Source organism: Rhizobium sp. B21/90 (genome assembly GCF_019355815.1).
In the GTDB taxonomy this organism is placed as follows: Bacteria; Pseudomonadota; Alphaproteobacteria; order Rhizobiales; family Rhizobiaceae; genus Rhizobium; species Rhizobium rhododendri.
The window spans coordinates 67,117-81,876 of the sequence record NZ_CP072165.1; the positions used below are offsets into that span (position 1 = coordinate 67,117).

Annotated in this window: 9 protein-coding genes; all 9 read right to left on the reverse strand. The window is 61.5% G+C overall.

The window, feature by feature from the left end; translation table 11 throughout:
• Positions 1–44 precede the first annotated feature (44 nt).
• The 9 genes from glgB to J5278_RS28375 all read right to left on the reverse strand — a co-directional run bounded on the left by glgB (position 45) and on the right by J5278_RS28375 (position 14,736).
• Positions 45–2,282 carry a 1,4-alpha-glucan branching protein GlgB gene (glgB, locus tag J5278_RS28335; protein ID WP_209185657.1) on the reverse strand — a complete coding sequence of 746 codons (2,238 nt, stop codon included), beginning with the start codon at positions 2,280–2,282 and terminating at the stop codon, positions 45–47.
• Positions 2,279–5,569, reverse strand: a complete 3,291-nt coding sequence (gene treS / locus J5278_RS28340) for a maltose alpha-D-glucosyltransferase (protein WP_209185658.1) — start codon at positions 5,567–5,569, stop codon at positions 2,279–2,281. The genes glgB and treS overlap by 4 nt, the downstream gene beginning before the upstream one ends.
• The gene (locus tag J5278_RS28345) at positions 5,570–8,833 is read right to left on the reverse strand and encodes an alpha-1,4-glucan--maltose-1-phosphate maltosyltransferase (RefSeq protein ID WP_209185659.1); all 3,264 of its coding nucleotides are present in this window, start codon (positions 8,831–8,833) and stop codon (positions 5,570–5,572) included. It lies immediately after the preceding gene.
• 242 nt (positions 8,834–9,075) lie between these two features.
• Positions 9,076–9,297 carry a hypothetical protein gene (locus J5278_RS28350; RefSeq protein ID WP_209185660.1) on the reverse strand — a complete coding sequence of 74 codons (222 nt, stop codon included), beginning with the start codon at positions 9,295–9,297 and terminating at the stop codon, positions 9,076–9,078.
• Positions 9,298–9,474: 177 nt separating this feature from the next.
• Positions 9,475–10,857 carry an FGGY-family carbohydrate kinase gene (locus J5278_RS28355; protein WP_209185661.1) on the reverse strand — a complete coding sequence of 461 codons (1,383 nt, stop codon included), beginning with the start codon at positions 10,855–10,857 and terminating at the stop codon, positions 9,475–9,477.
• Positions 10,854–11,180 carry an L-rhamnose mutarotase gene (rhaM, locus tag J5278_RS28360; protein WP_209185662.1) on the reverse strand — a complete coding sequence of 109 codons (327 nt, stop codon included), beginning with the start codon at positions 11,178–11,180 and terminating at the stop codon, positions 10,854–10,856. Before rhaM ends, J5278_RS28355 begins: the two co-directional genes overlap by 4 nt.
• Positions 11,177–12,190, reverse strand: a complete 1,014-nt coding sequence (locus J5278_RS28365) for an ABC transporter permease (RefSeq protein WP_209185663.1) — start codon at positions 12,188–12,190, stop codon at positions 11,177–11,179. The genes rhaM and J5278_RS28365 overlap by 4 nt, the downstream gene beginning before the upstream one ends.
• Positions 12,187–13,191 (reverse strand): ABC transporter permease, encoded by a 1,005-nt coding sequence (locus J5278_RS28370; RefSeq protein WP_209185664.1) that lies wholly within the window; start codon positions 13,189–13,191, stop codon positions 12,187–12,189. The genes J5278_RS28365 and J5278_RS28370 overlap by 4 nt, the downstream gene beginning before the upstream one ends.
• A gap of 9 nt (positions 13,192–13,200) precedes the next feature.
• A complete protein-coding gene (locus J5278_RS28375) occupies positions 13,201–14,736 on the reverse strand; it encodes a sugar ABC transporter ATP-binding protein (protein ID WP_209185665.1) in 1,536 nt (511 codons plus the stop codon).
• Positions 14,737–14,760: the final 24 nt, after the last annotated feature.

Consider the following 14,760-nt stretch of genomic DNA (forward strand, 5'->3'; position numbering starts at 1 on the left):
GTATTGGCCGCCGTCAATTCCAGGGCATGTTTTGGCCTGCGAACTCAGCGCTCCGGAACGGATGCATTTGTTTCTGCGGACCAGCGCAGGAACAGCGTAGACAGCGGCGGCAGCATCACCGACAGCGACGCATCGTGGCCATGCGCCGGAACGTCCTCGGTCCACACACCACCGCCGTTACCGATGTTGGCGCCGCCGTAGACGGCTGCGTCGGAGTTTAGCACCTCCGCCCAATGCCCAGCCTTCGGCACGCCGACACGGTAGCCGTGGCGCGGCACCGGCGTGAAGTTGCAGAGTACCAGCATTATTTCGTCGCCATCGGCCGAGCGGCGCAACATGCCTATTACGGAGTTGACCGCATCGTCGGGCACCGCCCACGAAAAGCCCTCGCCATGGACATCGCTGAACTGCAGCGCGGCTTCATCGCGATAGAGGTGGTTCAGGTCACGCACGAGGCGCTGCATGCCGGCGTGTTGCGGCTGGTCGAGGAGGTCCCAGACAACCGAGGCGTCATGGTTCCACTCGGTGGTCTGGGCAATCTCGCCGCCCATAAATATCAGCTTTTTGCCCGGATGGCCCCAGAGGAAACCGAAATAGGCGCGAAGATTGGCAAAGCGCTGCCAGTCGTCGCCCGGCATCTTGCCGATCAGCGAGCCTTTTCCATGGACCACCTCGTCATGCGACAGCGGCATCATGAATTTTTCGGTATACTGGTAGACCAGTCCGAACGTCATCATGCCGTGGACGTAGGAGCGATAGACCGGATCCTTCTCGATATAATCGAGCGAATCGTGCATCCACCCCATATTCCACTTGAAGTCGAAGCCCAGGCCACCGTCTTCCGGCGACTTGGTGACGCCTGGCCAGGCCGTCGATTCCTCGGCGATCATCAGGGCATCGGGGCATCGCTCGTGGACGATGGCATTCAGGTGCTTCAGAAAATCGACGGATTCGAGATTTTCACGGCCGCCGTATTTGTTGGGGATCCATTCGTCGGCATTGCGGCTGTAGTCGCGGTACAGCATCGATGCAACGGCATCGACCCGCAGCCCGTCGATGTGGTAGCGCTCGATCCATTCCAGAGCGCTGGAAATAAGGAAGCTTTTCACCTCGTTGCGTCCGAGGTTGTAGATCAGCGTATTCCAGTCCCGATGAAAACCTTCGCGCGGATCTTCATGCTCGTAAAGCGCGCTGCCGTCGAAACGGGCAAGACCCCAGGGATCTGTCGGAAAATGCGCCGGCACCCAATCGAGGATGATGCCGATGCCTGCCGCATGGGCGCGGTCGACGAAATAGGCGAAATCCTCGGGGGTGCCGTATCGCCCCGTCGGTGCAAACAGGCCAAGCGGCTGATAACCCCAGGAGCCGCCGAAGGGGTATTCCATGATCGGCAGGAACTCGAGATGAGTAAAGCCCATGTCGCGTGCATAAGGAATGAGCCTCTGGCTGAGTTCCATCCAGTTCAGATGCCGGTTGCCTTCTTCGGGGATCCGGACCCAGGAACTGAGATTCACCTCGTAGACCGACATCGGTGCGTCATCGTCCTGTCGCGCCTTGCGGGAGGCCAGCCATTCGGCGTCGTTCCACTGGAAGGGCGTGCTGCGCGCAACGATAGACGCGGTTGCCGGCGCAGCTTCGCTGGCCCGGGCCACGGGGTCGGCCTTCTGCGCAAGGACAGTACCACCGGAGTCGATGATCTCGTACTTGTAGTGATCGCCGGGACCGAGGCGCGGCACGAAGATTTCCCACACGCCAGCATTCGGGCGCAACCGCATCGGGTGGCGCCGACCGTCCCAGGAGTTGAAATCCCCGACCACGGAAACACGCCGAGCATTCGGAGCCCAGACCGCAAACCGGACGCCGGCAATACCCTCGACGGACATCGCCTGCGCGCCAAGAACCTTCCCGAGTTCGTAGTGATTGCCCTCGGCCAGAAGGTGCAGGTCAAGGTCGCCCAGCAGCGGAGCGAAGGAATAGGGATCTTCCGTCTCCTGGATGGCGTCCGGCCAGTGAATGCGCAGACGATATTCCGGGCGTCCTTCGACTGCCCCCGCAAAGAGCCCATTCTGGAAGACCGGCTGCAGTTGCGCGAGGATCTCGCCACTGCCGACTGCAATGACGTCGACGGCGATGGCACCCGGGATATAGGCACGGATCACATATCCGCTGCCGAAACCATGCAGCCCGAGGACGGAAAACGGATCGCCGTGGCGGCCCTCAACGAGAGCATACAGGGCATCTTGATCTATTCCCGCCAGAAGATCGGCGTTGGCAAGCGTCATAGGTCGTTCTCCAGCAGGCGATCGACAATCATCGACAGGCCACGCAACGGGATAGGAAGCCATTTCGGCCTGTTGCCGGCCTCATAGGCGATTTCGTAGGCAGCCTTCCCGATCAGGAAGAGATCGAGGATGCGGCTACGCTGCTCCGACGGCATCGCCAGCTGCGGCGAACTTGCCGAGGCTGCGAAATATTCCTCGAGGAAGCGTACTTCCGCTTCTGCCGTAAACTGGTCGATCATCGCGCGGCGCGTTTCGCCGGCACTGTCGACGAGCACCTGCTTGTCGCTGTCGGCAGACGCAGCCACATAGTTGAGCGAACGCAGGAAACCGGCGACATCGCGCAGCGGGCTGGTCTTGGCACGGCGTTCCTCGAGATCGCGCGTCGGCTCTCCCTCGAAATCGATGATGTAGGCATCGTCCTCCGATACCAGGATCTGGCCGAGATGGAAGTCGCCGTGGATGCGGGTCATCAGGGTGCCGACAGCGGCATCGGCGAGCTTGCCGATGGCCGGGATGATGCGCTCGCGGCGCGACAACACCCGGTCGGCCAAAGCCATCCCGGCCGGATCGAGGCCGTCCTGCGACTGTTCGATGATATCGAGCGCGTTCGAAAGCTGTGACAGCACGCTGTCACGCCACTCGTTCGCAGTCGCCTGATCCACCTTGAGGGGCGCGAAGGTCGGGTTGTCGCTTGGCGCGGCAAGGGCTGCATGCAGCTCGCCAAGGCGGCGGCCGACCACGGCAGTGAAGTCGCCGAGCGGACGGAACGGGTTGTCGCTCTCGGTGTGACTTTCTTCTTCTGAGACCAGGAGCTGATCCGTCGTCAGGCGCAGGCCATCAAGCATCCAGTTCCAGGCATCGCCCTGATTACGGATAGCGCCCTGGACGATGATCAGCGTGTAGCGGTGACCTTCCGGATCCGTACGGGTTACTTCGCCCAGCAACGGCGCGCTGTGGGTATAGCCGACCTCGGTCAGATGGCGGGTCATCTCGACTTCGGGATGCACTCCTTCGAACACGTGGCGGATGAGCTTGACCATGGCGAGGTCGCCGATCACCAGCGAGCTGTTCGATTGCTCGGCGGAGAGCCAGACGATCGGCAGGTCGCCGTGCAAAGCGATTTCATCGAGCTTTTCGCTGCCGATGAAGTCGAGAGTGCCGGCCTTGCCCGAGATCGTCGAGCGTTCAGCCAGAGCCTGCAGGGTCGCCCGCGCCATGCTTTCCATGGCGAAGCCGTCGGTCAGCAGGCCGACACGACGTCCCTGACGAACGCGAGCTAGCGCCAACTGCTGGGCCAAAATGGGCGGGTGCATGTCGTCCCACGCAAAGCCAAGGGGCAGAAAGTACCGCTCCGAGCGATCGTCGAACTCTACTTCCAGCTCAGACATGATCACGCCATCTGCAAACGGCATGGGGGTCGCCGCAACCAAGGTCGCGTTCTTTACCCGTTCTCCCTTGGCGCCAAACCAGCGACGACGAGCGAGATAGGAAGGCAGGATATCGCGCGACAGCACAGCCGCGTTGCGACCGTCTTCCATCAGTTCCAGCAGGTTGTGCTTCAGAACAATGGTGACAAATTCGTCCATCTGTTCCGGTGGCGGAGTGCGCCATACCGGGCCATCGGTCTCGCCCGCAAGCTTGAACCAGAAGAAGCCATAAGGCTGCAGCGTAAGGAGATAGGTCAGCTGACCGATGGGGGGAAAGGCTGACATACCGGTCATCTCGACCGGTATCCGGCCCTCGAATTCGGAAAGGTCGAGCTCCACCGCCTGCGGCAGGCGAGACAGGTTCACCACACAGAGGATCGTCTCGTCGCCGTACTCGCGAAGATAGGCGAGAATTTTGCGGTTGGCAGGTTTCAGGAACCGGATCGTGCCGCGACCGAAGGCCGTGTGACGACCGCGCAGCGCAAGCATGCGCCGCGTCCAGTTCAGCAGCGAATGGGCGTCGGTGTTCTGTGCCTCGACGTTGAGGGCGCCGTAGCCGTAAATCGGGTCCATGATCGGCGGCAAGACGAGCCGTGCCGGGTCCCCGTGTGAGAAGCCGCCGTTGCGATCGGGTGACCATTGCATCGGCGTACGCACGCCGTCGCGGTCACCGAGATAGATGTTGTCGCCCATGCCGATCTCGTCGCCGTAGTAGAGGACCGGCGTGCCGGGCATCGACAGCAGCAGCGCATTCATCAACTCGACGCGGCGGCGGTCACGCTCCATCAATGGCGCCAGCCGGCGGCGAATGCCAAGATTGATGCGCGCGCGACGGTCTGAAGCGTAGGTGTTCCAGAGGTAATCGCGCTCCTCGTCGGTCACCATCTCGAGCGTCAGCTCGTCGTGATTGCGCAGGAAGATCGCCCACTGGCAATTGTCCGGAATATCCGGTGTCTGGCGCAGGATGTCGGTGATCGGGAAGCGGTCTTCCTTGGCAATCGCCATGTACATGCGCGGCATCAGCGGAAAGTGGAACGCCATGTGGCACTCGTCGCCATCGCCGAAATAGTCGCGCGTGTCTTCCGGCCACTGGTTCGCCTCGGCAAGCAGCATCTTGCCGGGATGGCTCTCGTCCATTGCGGCACGGATCTGCTTCAGGATCGCATGCGTCTCCTCGAGATTCTCGTTATTGGTCCCCTCGCGCTCGACGAGATAGGGGATTGCGTCGAGGCGGAAGGCGTCGATGCCCGTATCCAGCCAGAAGCGCATCGCCTTCATCAACTCGTCCATGACAGCCGGATTGTCGAAGTTCAGGTCAGGCTGGTGCGAATAGAAGCGATGCCAATAGTACTGGCCAGCCGCCGCATCCCAGGTCCAGTTCGACTTTTCCGTATCGATGAAAATGATCCGGGTTTCCGGGAACTTCTGGTCCGTGTCCGACCAGACGTAGAAATCCCGTTCCGGCGAACCCGGTGCTGCCAAGCGTGCACGCTGGAACCAGGGGTGCTGGTCCGACGTGTGGTTGATGACCAGTTCGATGATGACGCGCATACCGCGCTCATGGGCACCGGCAACGAACTCGCGGAAATCGTCCATCGTCCCGTAGTCAGGGCTGACATTGGTATAGTCGGCAATGTCGTAGCCATCGTCGCGACGCGGCGAGGGGAAGAACGGCAGCACCCAGATGGCAGTAACGCCGAGCGCCGCGATATAATCGAGCTTCTGGGTCAGGCCCTGGAAGTCGCCGATGCCATCGCCATTGCTGTCGAAAAACGACTTGATGTGCAGCTGGTAGATGATGGCGTCCTTGTACCAGAGCGGATCCTGGCCAAGCTTTTCGTTGATGATGATATTGTCCATTTAAATCTCCCGAACACTGCTACGCCAGATGGAAAAGGGCACGCCCGGCTCAAACCGGAGATGTTGCCGCTTGCCTGTCCAGGTCATTCGATTGCCATGCATGAGGTCTTCGACGAAAAGGCTGCCGCTATCTGGAAGGCCCGAGGCCCACAGCGGAATTTCAACGTCGGCTTCCTGCACGTTATGAGGGTCGAGGCTGACCGCCACGAGCACGACGTTGTCTCGGCTCGGCGTTGCCTTTTCGAAGAAGATAATGTTATCGTTCCAAGCCGGCAGCAGGGTCAGGCCCAGATGCGAATGCAGCGCCGGATTGTGCTTGCGGATGCCGTTCAGCCGGGTGATCTCGGCGATGATGTTGCCCGGCCGATCCCAGTCCCAGGCCCGGATCTCGTACTTCTCGCTGTCGGCATATTCCTTGCGCTTGGCATCCGGACGGCCCTCGCAGAGCTCGAAACCGTTATAGACGCCCCAGAGACCCGAAAGCGTGGCAGCGAGTGCAGCGCGGATCAGGTAGGCCGAGCGCGGCGCGTTCTGCAGGAAATCAGGGTTGATATCGTGGGTGTTGACGAAAAAATGCGGGCGGAAGAAGTCCTTCGGTGCTGTTTCCGTCAGTTCGCGCATATAGGCTTCCAGCTCCCACTTGGCATTGCGCCAGGTGAAGTACGTATAGGACTGGGAGAACCCGACCTTGGCGAGGCGGTACATCACCTTCGGCTTGGTGAAGGCTTCCGACAGGAACACCACGTCTGGATGTCGGCTGCGGATATCAGCGATCATCCACTCCCAGAAAGGGAAAGGTTTGGTGTGCGGATTATCGACGCGGAAAAGCTTTACACCGTGATCGACCCAAAGCTGGACCACATCGCGCAACGCCGTCCAAAGCCCCGGCACAGCGTCCCTGGCGTAGAAATCGACGTTGACGATGTCCTCGTATTTCTTCGGCGGATTTTCCGCATAGCGCACAGTCCCGTCCGGTCGCCAGTCGAACCAGCCCGGATGCTGTTTCAGCCATGGGTGGTCTGGCGAGGCCTGGATGGCAAGATCGAGTGCGATTTCGAGGCCGTGCTCGTGAGCCGCCTCGACCAGCCGGTCGAAATCGGCGAAAGTTCCGAGTTCCGAATGGATGGCATCATGACCCCCATCGGCAGCGCCGATGGCGTAGGGGCTGCCCGGATCCTGCTCCGACGCGTTCAGGGTGTTGTTGCGACCCTTGCGGTTCGTCTTGCCGATAGGGTGTATCGGCGGGAAGTACAGAACGTCGAAACCCATGTCGCGGATGGCAGGCAGGCGACCAATCACGTCGTCGAATGTGCCGTGACGGTTCGGATCGCCGCTCTGCGAGCGCGGAAAGATCTGGTACCAGCTGGCAAAACCTGCTGCCTGCCGTTCGGCGTCCACCGGGTACGCTGCGCTGCGCACCTTGAACGGGCGGTGATCCGCCTGTTTCATCAGCGACGATGTTTCGCCAGCCAGCAAAAGCTGCACGCGAGCCTTTTCGTCCGCCTTGGTGAGGCTGTCCGCCAACGTTTCAAGCCGCGTGGCGATATCGCCGCTATTGTTGGCGATCGCAGACTTGACGAGACCGAGGCCTTCCTGAAGCTCGAGCTTCAGGTCGAGCTTGGCGTCGTTCTTCTTCACGAGTTCGTAGCGGAAGATGGCAAACGGGTCGCGCCAGGCTTCGATGACGAATTCATGCCGGCCCATGCGCTGAAGTTCGAATTCCGCCCACCAGCGATCATTGCCGATCAACTGCATGCGGACTTCCGACCAGGTGTCCTCATCGACGGCGCGCCACATGAGAGATGCCGAGAGCGGATCGTGGCCATCGCCGAAAATGTCAGCCTCGACACGGATTGTCTGTCCGACGATGATTTTCACCGCGAAGCGCCCGTCATCGACGGACGGCGTCACCTCCTCTATCGCCAGTCTCGGCGTAGCGGCAGCGTCTGTTGCAGGCAGGGGAGCTTGCGACAAAATCGCCTTGCTGGCCTTGCCCTCGAATACCCGGACCTCGCCGGGAAGCAGCCTTACGGATTTCTCCGCGTCCAGCGTCGCGCCATCGGCCAAGCCCAAAAGCGGCAGGAAGCCAGCCGAATTTTCGGAAAGCATTCCCACTGGCACTAGCGCGGATTTGCGCAGGTCGCTATTGACTGCAATCAGCCTCTGCGTACTGGCAAAGCGCGCATCGGCCGCGTCTGAGCGGATGAGGATGGAGACCGGCGTCGACGAACCCACGACCACGCGGACCGACTGTCTTTCGAACGCCGCGTTCTGCTTCTGAAGGTTTGCATTGACCCGCCTGACCTCGCCCGAAAGGTCAAGAAGACCATCGTGACGCAAGGAGGAGATACCGCGTCCGTTGCCGGCCGTCATGTCGAGTGCGAGAGACGCGCCGAATTCGAACCCCATCGGTATCAGCAGGCCGTCGCCGAATTCAGCTGCTATCAGCAGTGCACGACGCGCTTTGCGCTCAATCGTCTCCAGGTCTTCCGCACCATGGGCGATCCGACGACCGAACGGTGCTTCTGGAAACGCGATATCGAGACCGATTGCGCGGTGAAGATCATGCTCCTCGACGATCCAATCGCCACGCTGGTCCCACCAGCAGATAGACGAAAAGGCACCGTCAAATCCCGCGCTTTGCAGAGCGCGGCGGACAGAGAAGGCCGTGCCCGGGGTCCAGGCATAGAAATGGGTGTCTGGCGCAATCTCGCGGGCAGCGCTGATCAACCGCGTCCAGGCAGCTGAAGATACCCTGTCGATGCCGAGGCAACGGAAGCCCGAAATGCCTGCCGATACCAGTGCGTCGAGGCGGACCTGCCATTGGCGCAGGTTTTCCTCCTCCGCCTCGCTGCCGGTTGAAAAGTGCTTGGCATGCCTTTCTTCGGGCGAAATGCGCGGATCGGAAACTACGCCGCCGTTCGTCAATTCTACAGTTGAAATGCGATCTATGACGATGTCGATCATGAAGTTCAGGCCGCGTTGGCGGGCCGCGGCGGCGAGGGCCTGAAGCCCCTCGACGGTATTCCCGAGGCTTTGCAGCGATGGCGTCAGCCGATCCAGGTCGCTGGGAACGAACACGCTTTCGCCCGGAACCGTCAGGAACGGCGGGGCTGAAAGGACGGTGTCGAAACCCAGGGCTGAGGCGTGATCGAAGACAGCCGACCAGGCGCTCATGCCGTCGAGCATCAGGGGATGGACGTAATAAATGCGTGGTGGTCGACGCCGTGTTTGCTGATCGTTCCGTAGGGTAGACGCTTGCATCGTTCTCGGCCCCGCTGGCCGAGCCGGAGGGCTGCGACCGGATTTTGGTTTGCCAAGTGGAACGGTAGGCAGCCTCCATTGTTCCGCCGACGAGCAGGTTTATCCTCCGGCAGAAACTTTCGGGCGGGCAGGAAAATTGATTTTTCAGGGGATATTGGCCTGGAGCGTCAGGCATCTGCGCAAGTCTGTGCGGATTGGCTCCGAAGTCGTTGCGCTCACTCCAAAAGATAGCGCAAAAGCGTTCAGTGAATGACGATGGGGTGACCGGGGCAGATCGCCTCACCGATCATCTGGTCCATGTGCTCGTCAGCCACTTCGACCAGTGAAATTGCGATGTCCTCGGGCTTCCAGCCTTCGTCGAGGGCCTCGCGCACTACCCGTTCTACCGCACGGCGAAGCGACTCCCGGCAGCGCCAGTTGCTGTCGTCGGCAAGCAGCAGAGGGTTCTTTGGCGTTTTTGGCATAGCGTCCCCTAGCGCGAGGCCTTGGTTTCACGGGTCGTTGCTGGCTTGATCGAAACGCGGCAGCCTCATAGCTGCCAACCATCTCATATACTATCTGTGGTAACCGCCACTCTTGGCAAGACACGAAGACGCAATCCCGGCCAAAATCGCCGGCAGTGGGGAAGTGCGACTAGAAGGCTAGCGCTGGCGCGTGCGCTGATGCCATAGCGCGCTGTAGTCATCGAGCGGGGGCAGGGGGAAACCGGCCTGGGCCCGCAGGGTCAGACCCGCCGGCGCAATGCCCGTCAGCAGTGCAGCACCGAGGCTGGTGCCCGTGGAGCCCGGCAGCGCGACGACATCGAGGCCGGTCAGGGCGGAAAGCGCCGCTATATAGATGCGGTTGAGCGCAAACGGTCCTTCGACGACAATGCTGCCGCCGGCGCCGATCAGATCGAGGCAGGCCTGCGTCATGAGGGCGAGATACAGTCCGACGGCAGCACAGCGCTCCGCAAGTGTCGCCTCCGCGTCGTTCAACCATTGCATTTGCGCGCCGGGAAAGGGACCTGAACCGGGGACCACGTTTGGCAACAGCATCAGACGTCGCTCGACGACGGCACTCACCGCCTTCTCGGCATCCTCGGGGGCGACATCGCCGAACGCTCTCACCAGCACTTCGAACTCCCGACCGCCCATGAACCGCGACGAGGGAACGGCGCGACCATAGGCGTCCACATTGGCGAGCGTATCGCGGCCAGGATCGAGCCCGTCCATATCGCCGCCAACGGCAAAGCTGACCACCCATGTCCCGGTCGAGACTACAGTGAAGGGTGAGGGGCGGCCGATCAGGTGTGGCAGCAGCGAAGCGTTGCTGTCATGGATGCCGCAGAAGACAGGAATTTCACGCCCAACTCCGAGCTCGGCGGCGAGCGAAGCAGAGATCGGCCCGAGGACATCGAACGCCGAACGGATCGGCGCCATTTTGGCACGGATGCCAAGCAGGTCAACGAGCGGCGAGTAGTCTGCGGATGCCGGCAGCCACAGATCCGTATGACAGCCGAGCGATGTCATTTCGTTGGCAGCTACGCCGGTCAGCCGCCAGGCCCAGTATTGCGGATAGGTAAGAATCGTCGCAACCCTGGCAAAGGCCTCGGGAAAGACCGTCTTCTGGTAATGCAACTGCGCCCCGAGATTAAGGCCGACGGCAAGCGAGGGCGAGAACGTTTCGGCGAAATCCGGGCGCAGAGCGAGGTAGTCCGCGCGAATGGCCGGGTCGTAGGGATGCTCATAATCCAGCACGGGCAGCGCGAGCGCGCCGTCGGCATCGAGCAATGCGGCACAAGCCCCATGGGTGGTGATCGACACAGCATCGAAACCCGGCGCAACCGCGAAATCGGCCAGCGCTTTCATCGTGAAGCGCCACAAGGCTTCGATATCGTAGTGTGGATAGGGGCCGTCTTGCAGCACGCTGTTGCCGGTCTTGACGACGGCGACCTCCCTACCGGTCCGGGCATCGAGCACGACCACCTTGGCATTCGTCTTGCCGATGTCGAGGACGGCGATGCGCCGGAAGGCCGCGCTCATGGCAGATGAAAGAGCGTCACGAGATCGCTCTGCTCAGGCGAATTATCCGGATTGGTGGCCATGATATCGGCCATGTGCGCCCACCAGCGCTGCATCACCGGGTGGGCCGGAAGGCTCGCCATCGTGTGACCCTTCGGCCGCGTCAGCACGCCGAACAGCGTGTTGGTTTCGCGGTCGAGATGGATGGAATAGTCGCTGGCCCCGGAGGTGTGCAGCAAATCGACCAGTTCCGGCCAGATCTCGTCATGACGCCGGCGGTATTCGGCTTCCATGCCGGGATGGAGCCGCATCTTGAACGCGTGCTTTTCGAGATCGCCGGTCATTTGCCGCTCATGGCCTTGATGCGCCGGACGATGATCGGCAGCGCGATCGTGATGATCAGCAGCAGGCCGATGAAGATCGACATGACGATGCCGGGAACATTGAGCAAGCCGAGACCGAAGGTGACGAGGCCCATGACGAAGGCCGCAATGACGACGCCGCCGATGGTGCCGGAGCCGCCGAGGATGGAAACGCCGCCGAGCACGACCATGGTCACCACTTCAAGCTCCCACCCTTGGGCTATCGACGGCCGCGTCGAGCCGAGCCGCGAGGTGAGGCAGACCGAGGCCAGGCCGCTCATGACGCCGGTGAGCAGAAAGAGGATGAACTTGATCCGCTCGACCGGAATGCCGGAGAACCGCGCCGCAAACTCGTTGTTGCCGATCACATAGACCTGCCGTCCAAAATTGGTGGCATGCAGCAGGATGGCAAACAGGATCGCCAGCACGAGGAACAGCACGAACTCGAAGGAGAACACCCAGACGACGTAGCCTTGGCCGAAAAAGGCGAAATCCTCGGGATAGCTACCGAACGCCTGATCGCCCAGGACGATATAGGAAATGCCGCGAAACAGGCTCATCGTGCCGATGGTGACGACGATGGACGGCAGCTTCAGCACGGAGACCAAAATGCCGTTGAACAGCCCGCAGAGCAGCCCGACGCCGAGGCCGATGGCAACCAGCCCGACGGTATCGACGCCGGCCTGCGCAGCATAGCCCATCGCCGTCGAGGCAAGCGCAATGATCGCTGCCACCGACAGGTCGATTTCGCCGGCAATGATCAGCAGCGCCATGGCAAAGGCGATCATTGCCTTTTCGGTGAAATTGTATGTCGCGTCCGAGAGATTGTAGGCGTCGAGGAAATAAGGCGAGGCCAGCGAGTTGAAGATGAAGATCAGGATGGCGACGCCGAACAGCAGCACCTCCCAGCTGGCCATGATACGCCGGAAGGGCGTTCCCAGCCGGTCGGGAATGGCGCGTCGCTGGGTCTGTGTCTCGGGAACGGCACTCATGCTGCCACCTCGTTGGTGATGGTGTCGCGGGCCGCCTTGTCGCGCAGGATGATACGGCCGCGATTGCGTTCACGGCGCGCATTGAAGACGACGGCGAGGATGATGACGGTGCCGGAGATTGCCATCTGCGTGAACGGCGAGATGCCAATCACAGGCAGCGCGTTCTTGATGACGCCGAGGAACAGCGCGCCGAGCACGGTACCGGCCACAGAGCCGACGCCGCCCGCAATCGAGATGCCGCCGATGACGCAGGCGGCGACGCTGTCGAGTTCGAAGCCATTGGCAATATCGACATAGGCGACCGCATAGCGCGACACCCAGAGATAGCCGCTCAGGCCCGCCAGTGCTCCCGACAGCACGAAGGCAAAGAAGCGCGTCCTGCCGACATCGACACCGGCATAGACGGCAGCAACGGCGTTGCCGCCGGCAGCATAGGCGGCGCGGCCGAAGGGCGTGAATTTCAAGACAAAGTATATGAGCGCGACGACGACGATGCCGATCCAGCCGAGCACCGGCAGGCCGAATATCATCGTGCGCGGGACGTTGAGGAAGACCGGCGTCATCTGGTGCGCGTTGACCCACGCCCCACCCGACAGCACGAAAGCCATGCCGCGATAGATAGTCAGCGTGCCAAGGGTAACGACGATCGGCGGCATTTCCAGCGCCCAGACGAGGTAGCCGTTGATAGCGCCGAGTGCTGCGCCGATGACGATGGCGACCAGGATGAGGGCAGCCAGCGGAATGCCGGGGAAGCTGGAATTCAGCATGGCAACTGCCATGCCGGTCAGCGCAAGGTTGGCGGCAACCGACAGGTCGATGGACTTGGTGAGGATTACCGTCATCTGGGCCAGTGCCAGGATGATGAGAATCGAGGTGTCGTTGAAGATGTTGGAGAGGTTGCCGGGCGCGGCGAAACCCGCGGCGCGGGTGGAAAAGCCTGATATCATCACCAGAATGATGATGAACAGCAGCGTTTCGCGCTTTTTCAGGAGACGGGACATGGGTTTATCCTAAACATTGCCGGTGGCAGCGCGCACCAGGGTTTCCGGCGTCAGCGCATCGCGGTCGAACAGGCCGGCCGACAGGCCTTCCTTCATGACGAGCACCCGGTCCGCCATGCCGATGATTTCAGGCAGCTCCGACGAGATCATGATGATGCTCAGGCCCTCGGCGGCCAGTTCGCTGATGAACTGGTGGACGGCAGCCTTGGAGCCGATATCGATGCCCTTGGTCGGCTCATCGAGAATGATGACCTTCGGCAGCGTCGCCAGCCATTTGCCGATCACCACCTTCTGCTGGTTGCCACCAGACAGCGTACCGACAGGCACGGACAGGGCAGCCGCGCGCAGGTCCAGCCGCTCGGCGTATTTGCGGGCCAGTGCCAGCTCGCTCGCAGCGTTCAGGAAACCCTTGCGCGATGTGCGCACCAGAGAGGGCAGCGACATGTTCTGGAAAATCGGCATCGGCAGAGCCAGCCCATGGCGGCCGCGCTCTTCCGGCACGTAGACGATGCCGGCCCGGATCGCATCCAGCGGCGAGCGAATGGTAATCTCCTTGCCGTCAAGCGTCAGCTTGCCGGAAAGAGGTTTGGTAATGCCGAACAGCGACTGGCAGAGCTCGGAGCGGCCAGCGCCGATGAGCCCGTAGATGCCAAGGATTTCGCCGCGGCGGAGCTCGAAAGAGATGTCGCGGAATTCTGTCGCGTGGCAATAGCGCTCGACGGCAAGGACGGTGGCGCCGATGTCGACGGCCATCTTCGGAAAGGCATCCTTGACGTCGCGGCCAACCATTATGCGGACGATCTCGTCCTGCGGCGTGTCCTTCAGTCGGCCATGGCCGACAGCCCGGCCATCGCGGAAGACGGCAAAATTGTCGGCGATCTCGTAGACCTCGTCGAACTTGTGGCTGATGAACAGGATCGCCTTGCCCTGCGCCTTCAGGCCCTCGACGATGCGGAAGAGGTCGTCAATCTCCTTGCGCGAGAGGGCAGCTGTCGGCTCGTCCATGATGACGATGCGCGCCTCGATGGACAGCGCACGGGCAATGGCGACGAGATGGCGCTGGGCGATCGACAGGTCCTTCAGGCGGATCGTCGGGTCGATGGCGCTTTCGAGCGACACGAGCAGCGCCTTGGCGCTGCTGTTCATCGTCTTCCAGTCGATTGTCCGCCATGCCGTGCGCGGCGCGTGGCCGAGAAAGATGTTTTCCGCCACCGTGAGTTCGTCGAACAGCACGGTTTCCTGGTGGATGGCCGTGACGCCGGCGTCGATCGAGGCCTGGGCGCTGGAGAACGTTGTTGGCTTGCCGTCTACAAGGATCTCGCCTTCGTTCGGACGGTAGATGCCTGTCAGGATTTTCACCAGCGTCGACTTGCCGGCACCATTCTCGCCGATCAGCGCCGTCACCTTGCCGGGATAGAGCGCGATACTGACATTGTCGAGCGCCTTGACGCCCGGAAAGATCTGCGAAATTCCGCGCATTTCCAGGATCGCCGTCTCCGGCGCCGGCGGGCTATCCACGACGGGGTATTGAAGGGCAGCAGTCATCAGCGTTCTACCGGTTAAGGATTT